This window comes from Thiocapsa roseopersicina, from assembly GCF_900106925.1.
GTDB lineage: Bacteria > Pseudomonadota > Gammaproteobacteria > Chromatiales > Chromatiaceae > Thiocapsa > Thiocapsa roseopersicina.
The window spans coordinates 53,859-74,719 of record NZ_FNNZ01000009.1 but is presented as its reverse complement, the minus strand read 5'-3'; the positions used below and the strand labels follow the sequence as shown (position 1 = coordinate 74,719).

General features: G+C 65.0%; 19 protein-coding genes. 6 read left to right on the top strand and 13 right to left on the bottom strand.

From position 1 onward, the window contains the following. Positions 1-83 precede the first annotated feature (83 nt). The 5 genes from BLV04_RS11170 (at position 84) to BLV04_RS11150 (ending at position 7,432) form a co-directional block, all read left to right on the top strand. Positions 84-1,568: a Ni/Fe hydrogenase subunit alpha gene (locus BLV04_RS11170; RefSeq protein ID WP_093031589.1), complete on the top strand. Its 1,485-nt coding sequence runs from the start codon at positions 84-86 to the stop codon at positions 1,566-1,568. 177 nt (positions 1,569-1,745) lie between these two features. Beyond that, positions 1,746-2,504, top strand: coding sequence for a P-loop NTPase family protein (locus BLV04_RS11165; RefSeq protein ID WP_093031586.1), 759 nt, complete (start codon positions 1,746-1,748; stop codon positions 2,502-2,504). Positions 2,505-2,639: 135 nt separating this feature from the next. Next, complete coding sequence (locus tag BLV04_RS11160) at positions 2,640-5,180, top strand: DNA translocase FtsK (protein ID WP_093031583.1); 2,541 nt, start codon at positions 2,640-2,642, stop codon at positions 5,178-5,180. A 62-nt stretch (positions 5,181-5,242) separates the two neighbouring features. Then, complete coding sequence (gene lolA, locus BLV04_RS11155; RefSeq protein ID WP_093031580.1) at positions 5,243-5,950, top strand: outer membrane lipoprotein periplasmic chaperone LolA; 708 nt, start codon at positions 5,243-5,245, stop codon at positions 5,948-5,950. Positions 5,951-6,139: 189 nt separating this feature from the next. Further along, positions 6,140-7,432 carry a replication-associated recombination protein A gene (locus tag BLV04_RS11150; protein ID WP_093031577.1) on the top strand — a complete coding sequence of 431 codons (1,293 nt, stop codon included), beginning with the start codon at positions 6,140-6,142 and terminating at the stop codon, positions 7,430-7,432. A gap of 104 nt (positions 7,433-7,536) precedes the next feature. On the opposite strand, the gene BLV04_RS11145 is transcribed toward BLV04_RS11150, so the two are convergent. From BLV04_RS11145 to nth, 3 genes are all read right to left on the bottom strand, one after another. Beyond that, on the bottom strand, positions 7,537-7,968 hold the full coding sequence (locus BLV04_RS11145) for a host attachment protein (protein ID WP_093031574.1): 432 nt from the start codon (positions 7,966-7,968) through the stop codon (positions 7,537-7,539). Positions 7,969-8,115: 147 nt separating this feature from the next. Further along, a complete protein-coding gene (locus BLV04_RS11140; protein ID WP_093031571.1) occupies positions 8,116-8,562 on the bottom strand; it encodes a DUF1841 family protein in 447 nt (148 codons plus the stop codon). A 101-nt stretch (positions 8,563-8,663) separates the two neighbouring features. After that, positions 8,664-9,302 (bottom strand): endonuclease III, encoded by a 639-nt coding sequence (nth, locus tag BLV04_RS11135; protein ID WP_093031568.1) that lies wholly within the window; start codon positions 9,300-9,302, stop codon positions 8,664-8,666. A 62-nt stretch (positions 9,303-9,364) separates the two neighbouring features. On the opposite strand from nth, the gene lexA reads away from it, so the two are divergent. Beyond that, positions 9,365-10,033 carry a transcriptional repressor LexA gene (gene lexA, locus BLV04_RS11130; RefSeq protein WP_093031565.1) on the top strand — a complete coding sequence of 223 codons (669 nt, stop codon included), beginning with the start codon at positions 9,365-9,367 and terminating at the stop codon, positions 10,031-10,033. Here lexA and BLV04_RS11125 read toward each other — a convergent pair. The 10 genes from BLV04_RS11125 to rlmN all read right to left on the bottom strand — a co-directional run bounded on the left by BLV04_RS11125 (position 9,997) and on the right by rlmN (position 20,855). Next, the gene (locus BLV04_RS11125; protein WP_139191910.1) at positions 9,997-10,770 is read right to left on the bottom strand and encodes a LysM peptidoglycan-binding domain-containing protein; all 774 of its coding nucleotides are present in this window, start codon (positions 10,768-10,770) and stop codon (positions 9,997-9,999) included. The genes lexA and BLV04_RS11125 overlap by 37 nt on opposite strands. Positions 10,771-10,817: 47 nt before the next feature. Beyond that, complete coding sequence (locus BLV04_RS11120; RefSeq protein ID WP_093031559.1) at positions 10,818-12,179, bottom strand: TrpB-like pyridoxal phosphate-dependent enzyme; 1,362 nt, start codon at positions 12,177-12,179, stop codon at positions 10,818-10,820. A gap of 177 nt (positions 12,180-12,356) precedes the next feature. Continuing rightward, complete coding sequence (locus BLV04_RS11115) at positions 12,357-12,827, bottom strand: DUF2721 domain-containing protein (RefSeq protein ID WP_093031556.1); 471 nt, start codon at positions 12,825-12,827, stop codon at positions 12,357-12,359. 279 nt (positions 12,828-13,106) lie between these two features. Then, positions 13,107-14,507 (bottom strand): ribosome biogenesis GTPase Der, encoded by a 1,401-nt coding sequence (gene der / locus BLV04_RS11110; RefSeq protein WP_093031554.1) that lies wholly within the window; start codon positions 14,505-14,507, stop codon positions 13,107-13,109. Between the two features lie 5 nt (positions 14,508-14,512). Then, complete coding sequence (bamB, locus tag BLV04_RS11105) at positions 14,513-15,814, bottom strand: outer membrane protein assembly factor BamB (protein ID WP_093031551.1); 1,302 nt, start codon at positions 15,812-15,814, stop codon at positions 14,513-14,515. A gap of 17 nt (positions 15,815-15,831) precedes the next feature. Next, entirely contained in the window at positions 15,832-16,458 is a 627-nt protein-coding gene (locus BLV04_RS11100) for a YfgM family protein (RefSeq protein ID WP_093031549.1), read from the bottom strand. 61 nt (positions 16,459-16,519) lie between these two features. Beyond that, positions 16,520-17,794, bottom strand: coding sequence for a histidine--tRNA ligase (gene hisS / locus BLV04_RS11095; RefSeq protein WP_093031546.1), 1,275 nt, complete (start codon positions 17,792-17,794; stop codon positions 16,520-16,522). 57 nt (positions 17,795-17,851) lie between these two features. Next, the gene (locus BLV04_RS11090) at positions 17,852-18,928 is read right to left on the bottom strand and encodes a RodZ domain-containing protein (protein WP_093031543.1); all 1,077 of its coding nucleotides are present in this window, start codon (positions 18,926-18,928) and stop codon (positions 17,852-17,854) included. 11 nt (positions 18,929-18,939) lie between these two features. Beyond that, on the bottom strand, positions 18,940-19,740 hold the full coding sequence (gene pilW / locus BLV04_RS11085; RefSeq protein WP_245731847.1) for a type IV pilus biogenesis/stability protein PilW: 801 nt from the start codon (positions 19,738-19,740) through the stop codon (positions 18,940-18,942). Beyond that, a complete protein-coding gene (gene rlmN, locus BLV04_RS11080; RefSeq protein ID WP_093031537.1) occupies positions 19,731-20,855 on the bottom strand; it encodes a dual-specificity RNA methyltransferase RlmN in 1,125 nt (374 codons plus the stop codon). Before rlmN ends, pilW begins: the two co-directional genes overlap by 10 nt. Between the last annotated feature and the right edge of the window lie 6 nt (positions 20,856-20,861).

Sequence of the window (20,861 nt, the reverse complement as noted above, 5' to 3'; positions counted from 1 at the left end):
AAGGCGTTCTTTCGCCGCCTTGCTTTTCTTATTTTTGAACGGTTCCTCAGCGCGGAACCCCGAACCCGCCCGAGGTTTCTACCATGACCACGAACCTGGAGACCGCCCGGCACCCCGAGACCCTCAAACGGGTCTGCATCGAACCTCTGACCCGCGTCGAGGGTCACGGAAAGGTGACCCTTTTGCTCGACGAGGACAACCACGTCAAGCAGGCGCGGCTGCATATCGTCGAGTTCAGGGGCTTCGAGAAGTTCATCCAGGGGCGACCCTATTGGGAGCTGCCGGTACTGGTGCAGCGCCTGTGCGGGATCTGTCCGGTCAGCCATCACCTGGCCGCAGCCAAGGCGTGCGATCGGCTCATCGGGGTTGATCGGCTGACACCGACGGCCGAGAAGGTGCGTCGCCTGATGCATCTGGGGCAGGTGCTCCAGTCCCACGCGCTGCATTTCTTCCATCTCTCCTCGCCCGATTTGCTCTTCGGCATCGACGACGCGGTGGCCCACCGCAACATCGTCGGCGTTATCCGGGATCATCCGGAGATCGCGATGCAGGGCGTGCTGCTGCGCAAATTCGGGCAGGAGGTCATCCGTGTGACCTCGGGCAAGCGTGTCCACGGCACCGGCGCGCTGCCGGGCGGGGTGAACAAGAATGTCAGCCTCGAGGAGCGCGATCTGCTCTTGGCCGACATCGACCGAATCCTCGACTGGGCCGAGAAAGGAGTTCAGCTCATCAAGCGCATCATCCTGACGCGCCCCGATTTTCACTACCGCTTTGCCGCCGTCGATGCCAATACACTGAGTCTGGTCGCACCGGACGGTGGCTTCGAGCTCTACGACGGTGGGCTGCGCGCGCGCGACCCGCAGGGCGAGACCATCTTCGATCATGCGGACGATCAGGGTTACGCCGAGCTGATCCACGAGGAGATCAAGCCCTGGAGCTACATGAAGTTTCCCTTCATCGTGGCGCTCGGACCGGAGCAGGGTTGGTATCGGGTCGGCCCGCTTGCGCGCGTCAACAACTGCGAGCATTTTCATACCTCGCTCGCCGAGCAGGAGCGTCAGGACTTCGCGGCCGCCGGAGAGGGACGCCCGCTGCAGGCCGCACTCGCAACCCATTGGGCGCGGATGATCGAGCTGCTGCATTGCGCCGAGGCGATCCGGGATCTGCTCTTGGACCCCGACCTGCAGGGCACGGACCTGCGCCGCGACGGCAGGCTGCAAACCACCGGCATCGGCGTGCTGGAGGCACCGCGCGGGACACTCTTCCACCACTACGAGATCGACCCCGACGGGCTGGTGACCCGCGCCAACCTTATCGTTTCCACGACCAACAACAATCAGGCGATGAACGAGTCCATCCGCCGTGTCGCCGCCGACGATCTCGACGGTCACACGCTCACCGAGCCCTTGCTCAACCGCATCGAGGTCGCGATCCGGGCCTATGACCCTTGTCTGTCCTGCGCGACCCACGCGCTCGGCAAGATGCCCCTCGAGCTCGAGCTGCTCGACGCCGATGGACAAAGGGTCGGGCGGTTGGTGCGGCACGCCGATGGCTCGATCGCCCTCTGAGATTGCGTCGATCGTGTCGACGCCGAGGACCCGGGATCTATCCTGCGTGGCTCGGCGCGTCGTGCGGTTCGGCATCGCCTACGGCACCGAGGGACAGCCTTCGGCCGGGCCTTGCGAGACGCTCGCCCTCGGTGCATGCTCCGCGCCCATCAACGCGTACACCCGGAGCATCCACACATGAGCAAGATCCATTTCATCGGCGGCGAGAAGGGCGGCGTCGGCAAGTCCGTGCTGGCCCGCCTGCTCGCGCAACATCATATCGACAACAACCAACCCTTTACGGTCTTCGACACCGACCAATCCCATGGGGCCATGCTCCGCTTCTACGGCGACTACTCCAGACCCGTCTTGCTCGACGCCTTCGAGGATGCCGATCAGTTGATGGAGGCCGCGCTTGCGGCGCCGCAGAATGTGCTGGTCGACCTGGCCGCCCAGACCTCTGCGCCCTTGTTTCGCTGGATCGATCAGAACGACTTTCTCACGCTTGCTGCCGACGAAGGGGTCGGAGTGGTCTTCTGGCATGTCATGGACGACGGGGCCGACGGCATCGGTTTGCTCCAGCGCCTCGTCGACCGCTATGCGGATGCGGCCTCCTATGTCGTGGTGCAGAACTACGGTCGCGGAAAGGATTTCTCCGCGTTCCGCAACTCTCCGGCCCGCGTCGCCGCCGAGGCCGTCGGTGCCCGCTTCATCGAGCTCCCCGAGCTGCACGCGGCCACGATGCGCAAGGTCGACCATCTCGCGGCGAGCTTCTGGGCCGCCGGCCAGAGTCGACCGGGCGGGCTGGGTCTGATGGATCGCCAGCGGCTCAAGGTCTGGATGCGCAAGGCCAACGAACAGATCGCCTCCTTGGGTCCGGTCCTCGCGGTGCAGCCGCCGGCCGAGTCCGTTCAGGAGTGGTTGACGGGCGCAATGGACGAGACCTCGCCCGGCTGACCGCAAATCCCGCGGCGCTTGCCGGTGCGGTCATCGCCCTGACTCAGGCGGGGTTCAGGACGGATCCGGTCATCGAAACTACCCTAAGAAGCACCGGCAACGGTATTATGGGGAGCCAAAATTTCGGAGAGAGTCATGGCGCAGGCGACACGATACGGGCAGTTGACGTTCAGCGACTACGTGGAGCGCGCGCTCCGCGAGGGCGCCATGTGGACACTCATGGTCGTGGCGCTCTATCTGGTGCTCGCTCTGGCCAGCTACTCACCGGATGACCCGGGTTGGTCCTACGTCGGCGACGTCTCGCAGGTCAGCAACTCGGCCGGACGGGCCGGTGCCTGGTTTGCCGATGTCACGCTGTTTCTGTTTGGGTTCTTCGCCTATCTGCTCCCGGTGATGGTCGGCTGGAGCGCCTGGCTGGTGTTCCGCGGCCGCGGCGAGGAGCCGGCGCCGCGCACCTGGATCCTGGCGCTGCGCTGGATCGGGTTCTTCATCACCATCGTTGCCGGCTGCGGCTATGCCGCGATCCATCTCGCCGAGCTCGGCGCCCATCTGCCGAACGGCGCCGGCGGCGGTCTGGGCCTGCTTGTCAGCGGTAGCATGCGCGCCGCGTTCAACAGCACGGGTACCAATCTTTTGCTCGGCGGTGCCCTTTTGGTCGGCTTTACGCTCTTCGTGGGGATCTCCTGGCTCAAGGTGGTCGACAACACGGGCGCTGCCGTTCTGCAGGCCGCGGCCTGGGTCGCGAATCTCGTGCAGGGTGCTGCGACGGGCCTGGTGTTGCGTCGGCAGGCTGCCGCAGCGGCGGAGTCGACCGGGCTTCCCGAGGCATTGAACCTGATCGACCCGACGCAATCCGACGGACCATCGATGCGCTCGCGCTTGCAGGACGCGACCGGCACGGAAGCAACCGGCGCCGAAGCACCGGGTCATGAGCCCGGCGAGCGGCCCGGTCGTCGTTTCGAGGGGCTTCCGCGGCGTGTCCGGGAGGCCATGGCCGAACCAGAGACCCTGTCGCTCGATGATCTCAAGCGTGGTCAGAAACCCGTGCCGGCGGCGGCACCGCGGATCAAGACGCCGCCGCGCCCGGTGACCCGGCCGGAGCCGCAGATCCCCGCCACACAGGCCCCTTCGGTACAGGCTGCTTGCGCCACCCATGCCGCAACCGGTCGGACCGACGAGGTCAGTCTTCCGCCGCTCGACCTGCTCGATCTCCCGCGTCCGAGCGGACGCGCCTACTCGGACGAGCAGATCGAGGATCTCTCGCGACAGGTCGAGCTCAAGCTCGCCGATTTCGGCGTCCAGGTCCAGGTCGTCGCCGTCTATCCCGGTCCGGTCGTCACGCTCTTCGAGCTTGAGCTCGCACCCGGCATCAAGGTCAGCAAGATCACCGGACTGGCGAAGGATCTGGCCCGCGCGCTCTCGACCATCAGCGTGCGCGTGGTGGAGGTCATCCCGGGCAAGTCGGTGATCGGCATCGAGATCCCCAATCAGCAGCGCGAGACGGTCTTTCTGCGCCAGACCTTCGGCTCGGCGACCTATCAGGACGCCAAGTCGCCCCTGACCTTGGGTCTGGGCAGCGACATCTCCGGTCTGCCGGTCGTCGTGGATCTGGCCAAGATGCCGCACGTGCTGATCGCCGGCACGACCGGCTCGGGTAAATCGGTGGCCATCAACGCCATGATCCTGAGCCTGCTCTACAAGGCCGGACCGCAGGACGTGCGGCTCATCATGGTCGATCCGAAGATGCTCGAGCTCTCGGTTTACGAGGGGATCCCACATTTGCTGACGCCCGTCGTGACCGACATGAAGGAAGCGGCCAACGCGCTGCGCTGGTGTGTCGGGGAGATGGAACGCCGCTATCGCCTGATGGCAAAGCTCGGGGTGCGCAACATCGGCGGCTACAACCGTCAGATCGCCGACGCGGCGGCGCAAGGCCGCACCATCCCGGACCCCACCATCGCGGCCGATTTCGCCGCCGAGCAGGGTATCGAGGTGCCTGCGCTGGAGCATCTGCCCTATATCGTCGTGGTGATCGACGAGCTGGCGGACATGATGATGGTGGTCGGCAAGAAAGTGGAAGAGCTGATCGCGCGCCTGGCACAGAAGGCACGCGCCTCGGGTATCCATCTCCTGCTCGCCACCCAACGCCCGTCGGTCGATGTCCTGACCGGGCTCATCAAGGCCAACATCCCCACCCGCATCGCCTTCCAAGTGTCCTCGCGGATCGACTCGCGCACCGTCCTGGATCAGATGGGCGCCGAGCAGCTGCTCGGCAACGGCGACATGCTCTATCTGCCGCCGGGCGGCAACATCCCGCAGCGCGTGCACGGCGCCTTCGTGGACGATCACGAGGTCCATCGGATCGTCGAGCACCTCAAGCAGTTCGGTGCTCCCCAGTATCTGCAGGACGTGCTGCGCGAGCCGACCGAAGTGCTGCCCGGCATCGATCCGGAGCCGCGCGGCGACACCGAGGATACGGATCCGCTGTTCGACGATGCGGTCCAGATTGTTGTCGAAAGCCGGCGTGCCTCCATCTCGGGGGTACAACGACGTCTGAAGATCGGCTACAACCGAGCGGCGCGCATGATCGAGGAGATGGAGCGGATCGGGATCGTCGGTCCGGCCGAAACCAATGGCAATCGCGAGGTGTTGGCACCTCCGCCGATCAAGGACTGATCTGAATCTTTCGCGTTTTTTCGTGTCTTCCGTGGTTCATGTCGGCGTATTCAGGATTTCATATGAGAGATTTCGTCCGCTTGGTTGATCGGTTCGGGCATCACCCGAGGCGTTTTGCAAATACCGGTCGATCATCGCGCTTGCGCCTTGTCGTGCTCGCCGTGCTCTTGCCGCTGATCCTTCTGTTCGGGAGTGCGACTGCATACGCCGCCGAGGGCGCACAGCGGGTCAACGATTATCTGGCCGGACTCAGCAGCCTGCGCGCCGACTTCGAGCAGTTCACCTTCAATGCCGAGCGCACTCGGATGATGGAGTCGCGCGGCACACTTTATCTGCAGCGCCCGGGCCGTTTCCGCTGGGAGTACAGCACCCCGAACCGCCAAGTCATCATCGCCGACGGCAGCCGGGTCTATCTCCACGATCTGGAGCTCAAGCAGGTTTCGCATCAGAGCCAGAGTCGGGCTCTGAGCGGAACGCCGGCGCTGCTTCTGGCCGACGGCGGACCGATCGAAAAACACTTCGAGGCGTCGCCGATCGAAAGCACCGACGGCCGGACCTGGGTCGAGCTGGTCCCCAAGGCACAGGACACCGACGTCCTTCGAATCGAGCTCGGATTCGGCAAGGACAACCTGGAAAGTCTCATCATGGAAGACAGCTTCGGGCAGACTACCCGGCTGAACTTCACGGGTGCGGAGCGCAACGCCGAGCTGAGCCCGGATCTGTTCAAGATGGAGCAGGGGGCGATGGACGATTTTCTCTCCTTCGACTGAAGCGCGTCTCGGTATGACCTGTACTGTTTGCTGTTCGGATCGCCCTTGCGGATCTCAACGGGCGTCGGCGCAGACGCGCTTCAGGAGTTTAATTTTTTCTTCTGAACCGCGTTCGCCGCGAATGTCTCGAGTACTGCCGGGCGTCGGGCTCCGGTGGACCGGTGGTCACCGCTTCGGACGCGGTTCAGAATGACTGATGCGCCACTCGCCGAGCGGATGCGTCCGACAACATTGGACGGATTCTTCGGCCAGCAGCACCTGCTCGCACCGGGCAAGCCGTTGCGTGAGGCGATCGAGTCGGGCCAACTCCATTCGATGATCTTCTGGGGGCCGCCCGGCTCCGGTAAGACCACGCTCGCGCGTGTCATCTCGCGGGTATCGGGTGCGCGCTTCCTCAGCTTGTCCGCCGTCCTTGCGGGCGTGAAGGACATCCGCGACGCGGTTGCCACGGCACGGACGGTGCGTGATCTGGAGCAGCGACCCACATTGCTCTTCATCGACGAGGTGCACCGTTTCAACAAGGCCCAGCAGGATGCCTTCCTGCCGCATGTCGAAGACGGCACCCTGACCTTTATCGGGGCTACGACCGAGAATCCATCGTTTGCGTTGAACAATGCACTGCTCTCGCGTGCACGGGTCTATCTGCTTCATGCCTTGGAGACGGAGGACATCGAGCGCGTCCTCGCGCGCGCCCTCTCAGACCCGGTTCAGGGACTCGGCGATCGTGGGTTGCGCCTGTCCGAGGAGGCCGCGAATCTGCTTGCGCGCAGCGCCGACGGCGATGCCCGTCGGGCGCTGAATCTGCTCGAATTGGCGGCCCGGATGACGGCGGGCGAGGAGATCACGTCGGCGACCGTCGCGGAGGTGATTGCCGGCAGCGTGCGACGCTTCGACAAGGGCGGGGACATCTTCTACGACCAGATCTCGGCGCTGCATAAGTCGGTGCGTGGATCGGACCCAAACGCCGCGCTCTATTGGCTGGCGCGGATGATCGACGGCGGCTGCGATCCGCTCTATGTGGCGCGGCGCATCGTGCGGATGGCGAGCGAGGACATCGGCAACGCCGATCCGCGTGCACTGGACCTGGCACTCAACGCCTGGCAGGCGCATGAGCGTCTCGGCTCCCCGGAGGGCGAGCTGGCACTCGCCCAGGCGGTCGTCTATCTCGCCTGCGCCGCCAAGAGCAACGCGGTTTATCTGGCCTGGAACGCGGCCCTGGCCGACGCCCGGTCATCCGGCTCGCTGGATGTGCCCGTCCATCTACGCAATGCCCCGACCAAACTGCTCAAAGAGCTGGGTCATGGCCGTGCTTATCGCTATGCCCACGACGAGCCCGAGGGATATGCGGCGGGGGAGACCTATCTCCCGGATGCGTTGGCGGGACGACGCTATTACAGGCCGGTCGATCGCGGTCTGGAGATCCGGATCCGCGAGAAGCTGGAGCGTCTCGAAGCGCTCGACAAGGCCGCGGGAGGAGACTGAGCGTGTCCTGGACGGGAGGTTGTGCCTCGCATGGCTCGGCACAACCCACGGGTCCCGTGGCGTGGAGCGCTCCGATCCAGATCAGATTCCCGGGCGCGCCCGACTCAGAGAAAATCCGGCAGACTCTTGCGGATCGCCTCGGGGCTCTGGGTCGTCAGGTTTTTGTCGATCTCCCCGGCAACCAGCTGTTTGAGCGAAGGGGACTGATGTTTTCGCAGCATCCCCAAGAAAGCCGGAGCAGCGATGACGTAGAGCTTTTGAAGCTCCCCTTTGTTGCGCGCGCTCTCCAGCGTCTCGCAAACCAGACCGGCGAAGCGTTCGGCATTCTCCTGCTTGTGCGCCTCCTCGCCGTTGATACCGTGCGCCCCTGACATGGGGTCATGACCTCGACCGCCCTTGTCGGTTGTCAGATCGCCCTCGTGAAGCCGGCCTTCCGGGAAGGTCAGCGTGTGGATCTCGCGCAGCGCGCCTGCCGATTTCTCGGTGGCGAAGATGCGTGCGCGGCTGTTGTCGGCGGCCAGTATCCAAGTCAACATGATGTCGTCTTACTCCCGTGCTGAGCCCGACCGCGCTGCGGCCGGGGCCTTGGGTGAGACGGGACGATCGCCTCTTTGATGCGGGGTCATACGTCGCCGCGCCCCGCGGCTCCCGTCTCTTTCAGTGTAACAGGCCCGTCACGAAAATCAGTGGCCCGGTCGACTCCCGCCGGCAGCGCGTTCCACGCACTCGAGGTACCCCGCGGCGTCGAAGGGTGTTTGGTTGCGTTGCAGCGTCCAGAGTGCTTCGGCGAGGCATTCCATGATGCGGTGCTCGGTCTCGTGCGGGTCGCCGGTGATCTGTATGAGGCGGCTATAGAGCCCACGGATGCCCGCAGGCTGATCGACGCTCAACTGCTCGAGGATGGCGAGGTGCAGGCCCATGTGCAGGAATGGATTGGATTCGCCCTGCTCGGGGAGATAGTCGCGCTCCAGGGTCTTCTCGGTCTCCGCCATGAGACGGTGATATTCGGGGTGTCGGTGCAGGACCTCGACGATCTGAGCCTCGACAGGCTCCAGGGGTTGCCCGGCTTGGGCCTTCTCCCAAGCGGTGATGAAGGTGCGACGATGGCTTTCACGGTCGTTTGCGAACATGGTTTGAGAATCTCGATGGAATACAGGGGATTCGGGCTCGATACAGCCTTGGACAGGCCGTGTTTTGACGGTTCGTTTGGCAATGGCGTTCGATCCTTGTGTCACGGCGGCGGCGTCTTGTCCCGATAGTCGCAGAGATCGGCGATCGGGCATTCGGGACAGCGCGGTTTGCGTGCGAGACAGACATAGCGCCCGTGCAGGATCAGCCAGTGATGGGCGTCCTTCAGAAAGATCTTGGGGATATGGCGCAGCAATGCCTGCTCGACCGCGAGCGGCGTCTTTCCGGGCGCCAGCCCGGTGCGGTTGGCGACGCGGAAGATATGGGTGTCGACGGCCATCGTCGGCTCGCCGAAGGCGGTATTGAGAACCACGTTGGCCGTCTTGCGTCCGACGCCGGGCAGCGCCTCCAGGGCCTTGCGCTCGCGCGGGACCTGACCGCCGTGCTCCCCGACCAGGATCGCACAGGTCTTGATGATGTTGGCAGCCTTGCTGTTGAAGAGTCCGATGGTGCGGATATGCGCCTTGAGGCCCTCTTCGCCCAAGGCGAGGATCGCCTCGGGCGTATCGGCGACCGCGAATAGGCGCGCCGTGGCTTTGTTGACCCCCTTGTCCGTCGCCTGTGCCGACAAGATCACCGCCACCAGGAGCTCGAAGGGCGTGCGATACACCAACTCCGTGGTCGGCGCCGGGTTGGCGGCGCGAAGACGCTCGAAGAGACGCCTGCGCTTTTCTTTGTTCATCGATGGATAATCCTGTGAGGCTGTATAAAATAACAGCCTATTTCGTCGAGCGATTCTCCGACATGAACACTGACCTGACCCCTCGGCAGCAGCAGATCCTGGAGCTGATCAGGTCGCATATCCACGAAACCGGGGTACCGCCGACACGCGCGGAGATTGCCCGGACCTTCGGTTTTCGTTCCGCCAACGCGGCCGAAGATCATCTGCGCGCCTTGGCCCGGCACGGTGCGATCGAGCTGACGCGGGGGCGTTCGCGCGGTATCAGGCTTGTCGATCACGCCGCCGCTCGTGCGGTCGAGCTTCCGATCATCGGGCGTGTCGCCGCCGGCAGTCCCATCCTGGCCGCTGCACATATCGAGGACTCATGCCCGGTCAATCCGGACCTGTTTCATCCCCGCGCGGACTATCTGTTGCGGGTTCGCGGCAGCAGCATGCGCGATGCCGGAATCCTCGACGGCGACCTTCTGGCGGTCCATGCGACCTCCGAGGCGCGCGACGGCCAGATCGTGGTGGCCCGTTTGGGCGACGAGGTCACGGTCAAGCGCCTGCGTCGGGAAGGAAACGGGTCCGACCGGGTGTATCTGATGCCCGAGAATCCGAGCTTCGAGCCGATCCCGGTCGATCTGCGCACGCAAGATCTGGTCATCGAAGGCTTGGTGGTCGGCCTGCTTCGGCGTTTCGCCAGCGGCAAGGCTCAAGGTACGACCAGCGTCACTCCGGGCATCAGTTGATCGGGGTCTTCGAGGACATGACGATTCGCCTCGAACAGAGCACGCCATTGACTGCTGTCGCCGTAGCATCGACTGCTGATCAATGCCAACGAGTCGTTGGGGCGGATTCGATAGGCACCTTGAGCGTCCAGCACGCGTGCCAGCGCGAGTTGACGCTGGTGTAGGACCTTCTCGGCGGCATTGACTGCCTGCCCCGCGATTGAATCCCTTTTCACGTCCGGATCCTGCAGTGTCTTGCGCAGCTCCCTATAGGCATCGCTCGCGGCCTGACGCGCCTGCTCCTGATCGAGTGTGCCGCCGTCCTGCGGAGGGACCCGTGCCCGGAGCGCCTCGAACCGGCGCTCGAGTGCCTCGTGGGCAGTGGTGAGCGAGAGTCTGCGGGCATCGAGCTCCGAGATTTTCCCGTCGCGCTCGCTGAGGGTCCGCTCGAGGTCGAGCAGCGCCTCCTTGAGGCGCTGCACCTCGCCATTGAGGCGCTCGATCTCCTGGCTTCCCTCCGCAAGCCGGCGCTCCGCCTCCATGCGGGCTTGATCGGCGCTCTTGCGGGCATGTGCGGATTCCTTGAGCTTTCCCTCCATACCGAGGAGACGCAGGGTCAAGGCTTCGATCTCTGTATCGGGCGCGGTCGTCGACTCTCGATCGTCCGGCGGAGCCTCGGCGCCGCCGGACGCAGCCGCAACGAGCATCATCAAGATCGCCGTTAAGGGCACTGCGCGCCGAGAACGATCCCGGGTCATCGTGATTCTCCTGGCGTCGCCTCGGCTTGCGCTGGCCTGTCTGCGATCTAGCCGATACTCGGAAGCCCCGACAACGCCATCGCGACCTCGTCCTCGGCGTAGGTCAGATCCTTCAGCTTGCCGGCCAGGTAATCGGTATAGGCCTGCATGTCGAAGTTGCCGTGTCCGCAAAGGTTGAAGAGGATGGTCTTGGCCTCGCCGGACTCGCGGCACTTCTCCGCCTCCACGATCGCGGCCTTCACGGCATGGTTGGCCTCGGGTGCCGGGATGATGCCCTCGGCCTTGGCAAACTGGATGCCGGCGGCAAAGCAGTCCAACTGATTATAGGAGGTCGGCGTGATGTAGCCGAGCTTGGTCAGATGGCTGATCTGGGGCGCCATGCCGTGATAACGCAGCCCGCCCGCATGGAAGCCAGGCGGAACGAAGCTGGAGCCGAGCGTATACATCTTCACCAACGGGGTCAGCTTCGCGGTATCGCCGTAGTCGTAGGCGAAGAGACCCTTCGTCAGCGTCGGACAGGCCGAGGGCTCGACCGCGATCAGCTCGATGTCGCGTCCGCCGCGCAGCTTCTCGCCCAGGAAGGGGAAGGCGATGCCGGCGAAGTTGCTCCCGCCGCCGGTGCAGCCGATGATCATGTCCGGGTAGTCGCCGGCCATCTCCAGCTGCTTTTGTGCCTCGAGACCGGTCACCGTCTGGTGCAGCAGGACGTGGTTCAGTACGCTGCCGAGCGCATACTTGGTGTCGTCGCGCTGGGCGGCCAGCTCGACGGCCTCGCTGATGGCGATGCCGAGACTGCCGGTACTGTCGGGATGCTCAGCGAGGACGGCGCGTCCGGACGCGGTCGTCTCGCTCGGGCTGGCGATGCACTGGGCCCCGAAGGTCTCCATGAAGGCGCGTCGATACGGCTTGTGGTGGAAGCTCACCTTGACCATGTAGACGACGATCTCGAGGCCGAACATGGATCCTGCCAAGGCGAGCGACGAGCCCCATTGACCGGCCCCGGTCTCGGTGGTGATGCGTTTGACGCCTTCCTGTTTGTTGTAGAAGGCCTGCGGGATGGCGGTATTGGGCTTATGACTGCCGGCGGGGCTCACGCCCTCGTACTTGTAGTAGATCTTCGCCGGCGTCTTGAGCGCCTTCTCCAGCCGACGTGCCCGGTAGAGCGGCGACGGGCGCCACTGCCGATAGACCTCGCGTACGGGGTCGGGGATCTCGATCTCGCGCTCGGTGCTCATCTCCTGCTCGATCACGGCACGCGGGAAGATTACCGCCAGATCGTCCGCCGTAATCGGCTGTTGGGTGCCCGGATGCAGCACCGGATCGAGAGGCGTCGGAAGATCGGCGTTGATGTTGTACCAAGTGCGCGGGAGATGCTGCTCGTCGAGCAGATACTTGACTGAGTCGCTCATGCTGTGGTCGGACCTCGGTAGTGGATATGGCGACCGGCCATCTTCGCCGCCGGTCTTTCTCGTCCATCGGCAAGTGTGCCAGTTTTGTGACCGATCTTGAATCCCATCCGGGCGGCGCCCTCTGCCGATCGACTCCGCGCGCGCTCGCACACCGAAGAATCGGCACGAAACCCAGCGTCACGATTGCTTGACGCCGGGCGTCGAAGCTGGTGGCCGTCGCAAAAATCGCAGGCCGGCCGTGGCCAGCAGGACCTCGCGCAGGAAGAACAACAAGGCTGCGATGAACGCGAACATTGCGGCAATGAAGAGCAGTGCCACTAGGACCGCTGCATCGAAGGTCAGAAAGGCCCCGAGGAAGAGGATCGCAATCACCGTGGAGACCAGGAGGGCGGTGATGGTGCATAGCCCGATCGAGAGGCCGATCAGCTTTGCTCGACGAGACAAGAGCTTGAGCTCGGGCTCCGGATCCGTTCCATCCTCGAGATTTGCTTTGGCCTCTGTTTCAACCCTGCGAGCTCGATCTACGACGCGCGACAACCGGTTGGTCATGACCGCGAGCATGGCGCCGATACCCGAAAGCAGAAACACCGGCGCAACCGCAAGCTGGATGATCTGCGCGATATCGGTAATGGGAGATTCCTGAATCACGTCGATCCTCGGTCGAGCGTTAAACCGCGCCCGGTGCCGTATGCGATGTTTTTTGATGGGATCGGCCCCGGCAGACTTGACGACCGTTGGAGTCGGCGCGGTTTAAGAGATTAAAAAATAGATCATTTTAAACCGCGTCCCCGCTAAGGGTCGTGGATGCACCAAACGTTCAAACATCGAGCTCACTCGAAAATGAGCATGTCGCTCTGGACGCGGTTTAGGCGGCCGATAGCGAGATCGAATCGGCGTCTTCCGGACGCGTCTATTCCGGGTTTTCGCCTATCGCTTGCGGTTGACGAACGTCTTGAGGCGCTGGCGATTCTTGATCTGGCTGGGTGTGAGCTTGTTGCGGCGACCCGCGAAGGGATTGGTGCCGCTCTTGAACTCGATCCGCAACGGGGTGCCGAGGAGCTTGAGCTCGCGCCTGAAGCGGTTGATCAGATAGCGCTTGTAGGTGTCCGGGACCGACTCGGTCTGGTTGCCGTGGATGATGATGATGGGCGGGTTGCGTCCGCCTTGGTGGGCATAGCGCAGCTTGATGCGCCGCCCGTGAACCAGCGGCGGTTGATGCTCCTGGACGGCGTCCTCGAGCAGTCGCGTCAGCTCGGGTGTGGAGAGGTTGCGTGTGGCATTGGCATAGGCCTTTTCGACCTCGTCGAGCAGGAGGCCCACGCCGCTGCCGTGCAGTGCGGAGACCAGGTGCATCTTGGCGAAGTCGAGAAAGGCGAGCTTGCGCGCGAACTGGGTCTTGATCTGCTCGCGTTGGTCGGGGTCCAGTCCGTCCCACTTGTTGATCGCGACCACCAGTGCGCGTCCGCGCTCGATGATATGTCCCGCGAGCGTGGCGTCCTGCTCGCCGACGCCCTCGTGTGCATCGAGCACGAGGATGACGACGTTGGCCGCGTCGATCGCCTGGAGTGTCTTGATGACGCTGAACTTCTCGATCACGTCGTCGACCCGGGCGCGGCGACGCATGCCCGCGGTGTCGATCAGGGTGTAGTGGCGACCCTGTTGCTCGAAAGGCACGAAGATGCTGTCGCGCGTCGTGCCGGGACTGTCGAAGGTGACCAGCCGGTCGTCGCCGAGGATGCGGTTGATGAGTGTCGATTTGCCCGCGTTCGGGCGCCCGACGATCGCGACGCGGATGCCTTCCTCGGTCTGCGCGGCGCCGACACCCTCCTCGTCGGCCGCCGGAAATCCGGCGAAGACCGCGTCGATGAGGTCCTGCACGCCGCGCCCGTGGGTGGCCGAGACCGCCCTGGGCTCGCCGAGACCGAGTCGATGGAAATCGGCGGTGGCCAGCACCGGGTCCATGGTGTCGCTTTTGTTGACCACCAGGCTGACCGGCTTGCCCATGCGGCGCAGCCGAGCGGAGATCTCGATGTCGCCGGGGGTGCAGCCGTCGCGCGCGTCGACGAGGAAGAGCAGATGATCCGCCTCGTCGATCGCGAGCTGGACTTGGCGCTCCATCAGGGCCTCGACCCCGTCGACGGCCTGGCTGATGCCGCCGGTGTCGACGATGACATAGCGGCTCGGCCCCACGACGCCGATCCCGTATTGGCGATCTCGGGTCAGGCCGGGAAAGTCCGCAACCAGTGCATCCCGCGTGTGCGTCAGGCGATTGAAGAGCGTCGACTTGCCCACGTTGGGCCGGCCGAGGAGGGTAATGACGGGCAGCATGCCGTTCAGGGGCTGGACTCCGGTGATGCGGATCCCGGCGAATCGGCCGGTGCGGTGTCGACATCGCGCGAGGCTGCACCGGCGTCGGCGGGCGCGCTGCCGCGCAGGCCCATCTTGGCGGCGGGTGCACCGCCGATGCTCAATGCGGCCAGGGTACCGTCGTCGGCGAAGACGTAGAGACGGTTGCCGACGACCAAGGGTCGTGCCGTAATCGCCCCTTTCCCTGTAATGCGGGTGCGCCCGACCAGACGCCCGTCGGCGCGCGTGAGCAGGTGGACATAGCCGTCCAGGTCGCCCACCGCGATCAGGTTGCCTACCAACGCCGGGGCGGTCACCTGACGGTAGCGCAAGCCCTCCTGGCGCCAGCGCCCGGCGCCGTCGCTCGGGTCCGCGCCCCAGATCTGGTCGCTCGAGTCCGTGATGAAGAGGTCGGAGGCATCGGCGGCGAGTCCGGCGTGTGCGGAGAGCTCGCGTCGCCAGATGATGGTGCCGGTGGTGATGTCGACGGCGGCCAAGTCGCCGTTGTAGGAGCCGACGAAGGCAATGGTCCCGATCACGACCGGGTCGGCATCGATGTCGGCGATGCGCGAGAGCTCGGAACGCCCGCTCGGGCGGGTGATGGCGACCTCCCAGAGCGGGGTGCCGTCGGCGGGGTCGAGGTTCAGGAGCTTGCCGCCGGAGAGACCGACGAGAATCCCGGTGGGTGTTACGACCGGACTGCTGCTGCCGCGCAAGGTGAGCACGGGCGCCGGATAATTGACACGCCATTGCTGGGCGCCGGTGTTGGCATCGATCCCGTAGATGCTGTCGTCGAGGGTGTGGACGATGATTTGCGCCGTGTCCGTCAGGCGGGGGACCGAGAGGACCTCGCTGCCGAGCTGAGTCCTCCAGAGCTCCTTGCCGTCGCTGCTGGAGAAGGCGAGGAGCTCGCCCCGACTGGTGCCGATGACCAAGCGGTCGCCCTTCACATCGGGGCCGCCGCTGAACTGCAGATCCGTGTCGCGCTCCCAGAGGACGCGACCGCTGTCCGCGGCGACGGCGACCAACCGACCGCGTGAATCGGCGACATAGAGTCGGTCGGCGGCGAGCACCGGAACCAAATAGAGCCGCCGCTCGGCCGTGCCGCGCGTCACTCGCGCCGACCAGAGGGTCGTCAAGCCGACCGTCTGCACGATCTCCGTGAGCTTGGTCGGTGGTGTAGGATCCTTGTCGGCGCCGATCCAGGGGATCATTCCGCAACCGCTCAACAGGCCGGCGAGAAGCAGTACCCCGAGTCGGGCGGCGCCCGCTTTCGATTGCGTGACCATAGACGGCTCTCCGACCGCTATCCGGCGGCGGGTAGGTTGTCGAGCTTGAGACGGATCAACTGCGAGAACCCGGTCCCTTCGGCGATCGCCTGCTCGTAGGCCGCGCGTGCCGCGACGGTATCCCCCCGTGCAGCGGCGATGTCGCCTCGCACCGCGGCGAAGTCCCCGGCAAACTCGGGACTGGTGTCGTGATCCGCAACGGTCTTGGCCGCTTCGTCCAGACGGCCCTCGGCAACCTGAATCCGCGCCAGGCGAAGCGCTGCGATGCGGGCCAGCGCGGGGTCCGGTGCGGCGGCGATCACTCCGGTCAAGGCGGTCATGGCCGACTCGGCTTGGCCGGACTCGTAGAGCGCCTTCGCCTCGACCAGCGCGCCGAGCGCCGCATAGGGCGTCGAGGCGAATTCGTCGCTCAGCATGCGGGCCTGGGTCACGACCGCCTCGGTCTGACCGGTCGCGGCGTTTGAGAGCACCTGATCGAAGACCGCCGAGCCTTGGCCGGCGACGCTGTCGCGATAATCGCCCCAGTAGCGCCAGCCGACGATGGCGCCCAGGCCGATGGCGATTCCCATGACGATCGCCACGCCGTTCTCTTTCCACCAAGTCTTGATGGCTTCGACTTTTTCGTCGTCGGTCTCGTAACTCACTTCGCTCTCCGTTGTGGCGTGGATTCCCGTTCGGCCTAGCTGACGTCGCCGCCCGCGGCCATCAATCCGGGCTCTCGATCTCGCGGGTCAGGAAATCGACCAAACCGTCGAACCCGAGCTCCTGCTGACCGCTGTCGTCCCGCAAGGGTTTGACGCCGACGATGCCCTGCACCAGCTCCGCCTCGCCGAGGACGAGTGCGAAGGTGGCGCCGCTCCTGTCGGCCTTCTTGAACTGGCTTTTGAAGCTGCCGCCGCCGCAGTGAGACATGAGTCGCAGGCGGGGCAGGGCATCGCGCAGACGCTCGGCCAAGATCGGGGCCTCGAGCTGGGCCTGATCGCCGACCGCGACCAGGTAGGCATGCACCGTAGGCTCGCCGGCGTGACCCGCGAGCGCGAGCAGCTCCACCAAGCGCTCGAGGCCCAAGGCGAAACCGACGGCCGGTGTTGCGCGGCCACCGAGCTGCTCGACCAGTCCGTCGTAGCGGCCGCCGGCACAGACGGTGCCTTGGGCGCCCAGGTCCTCGGTGATCCACTCGAACACAGTGCGGTTGTAGTAGTCCAGACCCCGCACCAGCCGCGGATTGAGACGGTAGGGGATACCCGCCTGATCCAGACCGTGACGGATGCCGTGAAAGTGTACCAGGCTCTCCTCGCCGAGGTGGTCCATCAGCGTCGGCGCATCGGCGACGACCTTCTGTGTCTCCGGGTGTTTGGAGTCCAGGACGCGCAGAGGATTGGTGTGCAGACGCCGCAGACTCTCGGCGTCCAGATGCTCGCGCCGCGCGTCCAGATAGCTCACCAGCTGCTCGCGATAAAGCCGGCGCTCCTCGGGGTCGCCGAGGCTGTTGATCTCGAGACGCAGGCCGTTCAAGCCGAGCGTGCGCCACAGCCTTGCGGTCAGCAGGATCAGCTCGAGATCGATATCCGGTCCCGCGAGCCCGAAGACCTCGGCACCGATCTGATTGAACTGCCGGTAACGGCCGCGCTGCGGGCGCTCGTGGCGGAACATCGGGCCGCGATACCACAGGCGCTGGGGCTGGACGAGCAGTCCGTGCTCGATCGCGGCGCGCACGCAGCTCGCGGTTCCCTCCGGGCGCAGACTCAGGCTGTCGCCGTTGCGATCCTCGAAGCTGTACATCTCCTTCTCGACGATGTCGGTGACCTCGCCGATGGAGCGCTTGAACAGATCCGTGACCTCGATGATCGGCGTGCGGATCTCGGCATAGCCGTAGCCCGCGAGGATGGTGCGCGCGGTGTCCTCGATGCGATGCCAGGTGGCGACGGCCTCGGGCAGGATGTCGTGCATCCCGCGAATGGCCTGGATGTATTTACTCATGTTCGGCGGCTCGATGTGTGCGGGCGACGCTCGGATGGGTTCGGCCTGAGCGCACCGTCACTCGGGCGATGCGGGATCGAACGAGAAGCGCGCCACGTTGCCGCGCGAACGACCTTCCAGATCGAAGGGCTTGCCGTCGACCGTCATGCTGCTGTTGTTGACTCGCCCGACGGTGATCCGGAAAGGGGCTTGCCCCGTCAACTCCTGCCGATCCCCGGCCTTCATCTCGCCGGCGATCAGGCGCTGTCCGGCGGCGTCGCGGACCTCGAGCCAAGAGGGACCCGTAAACTCAAGGACGATGCCCTTCGTCGCCGTCGTGGTCTCGGGGACGGGCGTCGTGGTGTCGACATCAGACGTCGCAGCCGTTTGAAGCGGCCCGCTGGTGGTCTCGGCGACCGGGTCGGCTGTCGGCTCGGTCGACGGCTCAGGTGACAATTCGGGCGCCGAATCGGGTATGGATGCGGGCGAGACGAGGCGGGTGCCGGGTCGATCGGGGTCGACCTCGGAACGCTCGGTGATCGGCGCCTCGGGCTCCCCCGGTGTTGCGAGGCCATCCGCCGGGGTCGCTTCGGTCACCGCTTCGGGCGTCTGCTCGGTGATCTCGGCTGCCGGCGTATCGACGCCTTCGCTCTCGCCACTGCCCTCGGCATCCATGACCAGCGGATCCGGTTCCGTCGTGTCGAGGCCCAGCTCCGGGGCGAGCTCGGGGCGATCGTGCCACCAAAGTGCAATCATCGCGACGACCGCGGCGGCCAAGGCGAGGCTGACGAGGCGCACCAGGATGCGGGTGCCGCCGGAATCGCGATCGGATCCGGGGATCGGGCGGGTTGGCTCGAAGCTCTTCGGTGTCCCGGCGTGGGCTTGGTAGGCGGCAATCAGTGGCGTCGGGTCAAGGCCGAGCATGCGCGCGTAGTTGCGCAGATAGCCGGTGATGAAGACCGGGTCGGGCAAGAGGTCGAAGCGATCCTGTTCGAGCGCCTCGATGATCTCGGGCTTGAGGTGTAGCTGCGAGGCGATCCGCTCGATCGCCAGGCCACGAGATTGGCGCTGCACCCGCAGGCGTCGCCCCGGGCTATCGCCGAACTCGACCACGTTCTGGTCGTTCGGGTCGGTCGATTGTGTCTGGTTTGTCACTCTTGAGGTCCCTACAGCTCGCGGGTCTCGGACGCATCCGGAAAGTTTGCGCGCAACGCCTTCTCGTACTCGGCTGCGCGTGCTCGGTTACCCAGTGCACGTTCGGTCGTGACCGCGGTGGCGAGTGCCTCCCGGGCCGTCGCAGGGGTGCGCAAGGTCGTCGGCTCGAAGTAGCGATCCAGATAGAGCTTTGCCCCCTGCATGTTGCCGCGTTTGAGCTCGATCTCCGCGAGCTTCACCAGCGCCGGGCCGAAGCCGGGGTTGGCGGCGACGGCAGCGCGATAGTAGCCTTCCGCCTTCACAGCGTCACCGGCGCTGCTCGCACAGGTGCCCGCGTTGGTCATTGCGACCCAAGGAGTCGAGTAGAGTGGGTTGTCCAGCGCCTTCTTGAAGTAAACATCTGCCTCGGTGTAGCGCTTTTGTCGACACTGATAGGCGCCGAACGCATAGAGGACATCCGAGTTGTTCGGCGCGAGCTTGACGGCGCGCTCGTAATGCGTGGCCGCGAGGTCGGGCTTACCCATCTCCTCGTACATAAAGGCCAGCCACACGTGGGCCTTGGGGTAATTCTTGTCGGCCTCGATCGCCTGCTGAGCGCGACGGAATGCGACCTCGGTCTGGCCGCGGTTGTAGTACTCCTCGGCCATCTCGACGTAAAGGGCCGCGGGGCTGTCCTGCGGATCGAGCCCGAGCGGATCGGAATCTTGCTGAGTCGCTTTGCTCGCGCAGCCGACCAAGCCGAAACAGAGTGCGCTCGTCACCAGGACTGCGTTCGTCATGAGCCGGCCGGCGAGGTGACCGGTCATGGCCATGGCGTCGCCGCCTTCCCGGTCCGGACCCCGTCGCTCAACGGGATCGCGACCGCAGAGCGCCCGAGCCGACGGGTGCGATCCTCAACCCGCCCGACGAGCTGTCCGCAGGCAGCCGCGATCTCGTCGCCGCGTGTCTTGCGGGTCATGGTGAAGATGCCGGCACCGGCGAGCCGTGCACGAAAGGCCTCGATGCGCTCGGGCGGCGAGGTGCCGTACTGGTTTCCGGGGAAGGGGTTGAAGGGGATCAGGTTGACCTTCGACGGAATCCCCTCGAGCAGGCGGATCATCTGTTTGGCATGCGCGAGACTGTCGTTGATGCCGTCGAGCATCACGTATTCCCAGGTGATACGGCGGCGCTTGTCGGTGCCCACGTACGCCTTGCAGGCCGGCAGCAGCTCGGCGAGCGGGTACTTGCGATTGATCGGGACCAGCTCGTCGCGCAGGGCATCGTTGGGTGCATGCAGCGAGACGGCCAGCGAGACGTCGCTTACCTCGCGCAGCCGATAAATATTCGGGACGATACCCGAGGTGCTGAGTGTGAGGCGCGTCTTGGCGATCATGTAGGCGAAATCGTCCTGCATGATGTCCATCGCCTTGACGACGGCATCGAAGTTGGCCAGCGGCTCACCCATGCCCATCATGACCACGTTGGAGGGCGCGGAGCCCATCTGTCGTGTCGCATGCCAGATCTGACCGGCGATCTCCCCGACCGTCAGGTTGCGGTTGAAACCCTGTGTCGCGGTCGCGCAGAAGGAGCAGTTGAGCGCGCAACCCACCTGCGAGGAGACGCAGATGGTGGTGCGGCGTCCTTCCGGGATAAAGACGGTCTCGATGCGCTGGCCGTCTTCGAGCTCCATGATCCACTTGATGGTGCCGTCCGCGGAGGGCTGATCGTGGATGATGCGCGGCAGGCGGATCTCGACGGTCTCGCGCAGCGCATCGCGCAGCGCCCTGGACAGGTCCGTCATGGCGTCGTAATCGACGACGCCGTGCTTGTGGATCCACTTGAAGAGGCTGCGGCCGTGAAACGCCTTGAAACCGAGCCCGAGCACCAGTCTCTCGCAGTCGGCAAGATCCAGGTCGAGTAGATTGGGCTTGAGCTCGGCGTTGGTCACGGGGAT

What these genes read in the sequence shown, in the direction of transcription:
- BLV04_RS11170 (WP_093031589.1), top strand. Translation starts at nt 84, where the DNA reads ATGACCACGAACCTGGAGACCGCCCGGCACCCCGAGACCCTCAAACGG.
- BLV04_RS11165 (WP_093031586.1), top strand. Translation starts at nt 1,746, where the DNA reads ATGAGCAAGATCCATTTCATCGGCGGCGAGAAGGGCGGCGTCGGCAAG.
- BLV04_RS11160 (WP_093031583.1), top strand. Translation starts at nt 2,640, where the DNA reads ATGGCGCAGGCGACACGATACGGGCAGTTGACGTTCAGCGACTACGTG.
- lolA (WP_093031580.1), top strand. Translation starts at nt 5,243, where the DNA reads ATGAGAGATTTCGTCCGCTTGGTTGATCGGTTCGGGCATCACCCGAGG.
- BLV04_RS11150 (WP_093031577.1), top strand. Translation starts at nt 6,140, where the DNA reads ATGACTGATGCGCCACTCGCCGAGCGGATGCGTCCGACAACATTGGAC.
- BLV04_RS11145 (WP_093031574.1), bottom strand. Translation starts at nt 7,968, where the DNA reads ATGTTGACTTGGATACTGGCCGCCGACAACAGCCGCGCACGCATCTTC.
- BLV04_RS11140 (WP_093031571.1), bottom strand. Translation starts at nt 8,562, where the DNA reads ATGTTCGCAAACGACCGTGAAAGCCATCGTCGCACCTTCATCACCGCT.
- nth (WP_093031568.1), bottom strand. Translation starts at nt 9,302, where the DNA reads ATGAACAAAGAAAAGCGCAGGCGTCTCTTCGAGCGTCTTCGCGCCGCC.
- lexA (WP_093031565.1), top strand. Translation starts at nt 9,365, where the DNA reads ATGAACACTGACCTGACCCCTCGGCAGCAGCAGATCCTGGAGCTGATC.
- BLV04_RS11125 (WP_139191910.1), bottom strand. Translation starts at nt 10,770, where the DNA reads ATGACCCGGGATCGTTCTCGGCGCGCAGTGCCCTTAACGGCGATCTTG.
- BLV04_RS11120 (WP_093031559.1), bottom strand. Translation starts at nt 12,179, where the DNA reads ATGAGCGACTCAGTCAAGTATCTGCTCGACGAGCAGCATCTCCCGCGC.
- der (WP_093031554.1), bottom strand. Translation starts at nt 14,507, where the DNA reads ATGCTGCCCGTCATTACCCTCCTCGGCCGGCCCAACGTGGGCAAGTCG.
- bamB (WP_093031551.1), bottom strand. Translation starts at nt 15,814, where the DNA reads ATGGTCACGCAATCGAAAGCGGGCGCCGCCCGACTCGGGGTACTGCTT.
- hisS (WP_093031546.1), bottom strand. Translation starts at nt 17,794, where the DNA reads ATGAGTAAATACATCCAGGCCATTCGCGGGATGCACGACATCCTGCCC.
- pilW (WP_245731847.1), bottom strand. Translation starts at nt 19,740, where the DNA reads ATGGCCATGACCGGTCACCTCGCCGGCCGGCTCATGACGAACGCAGTC.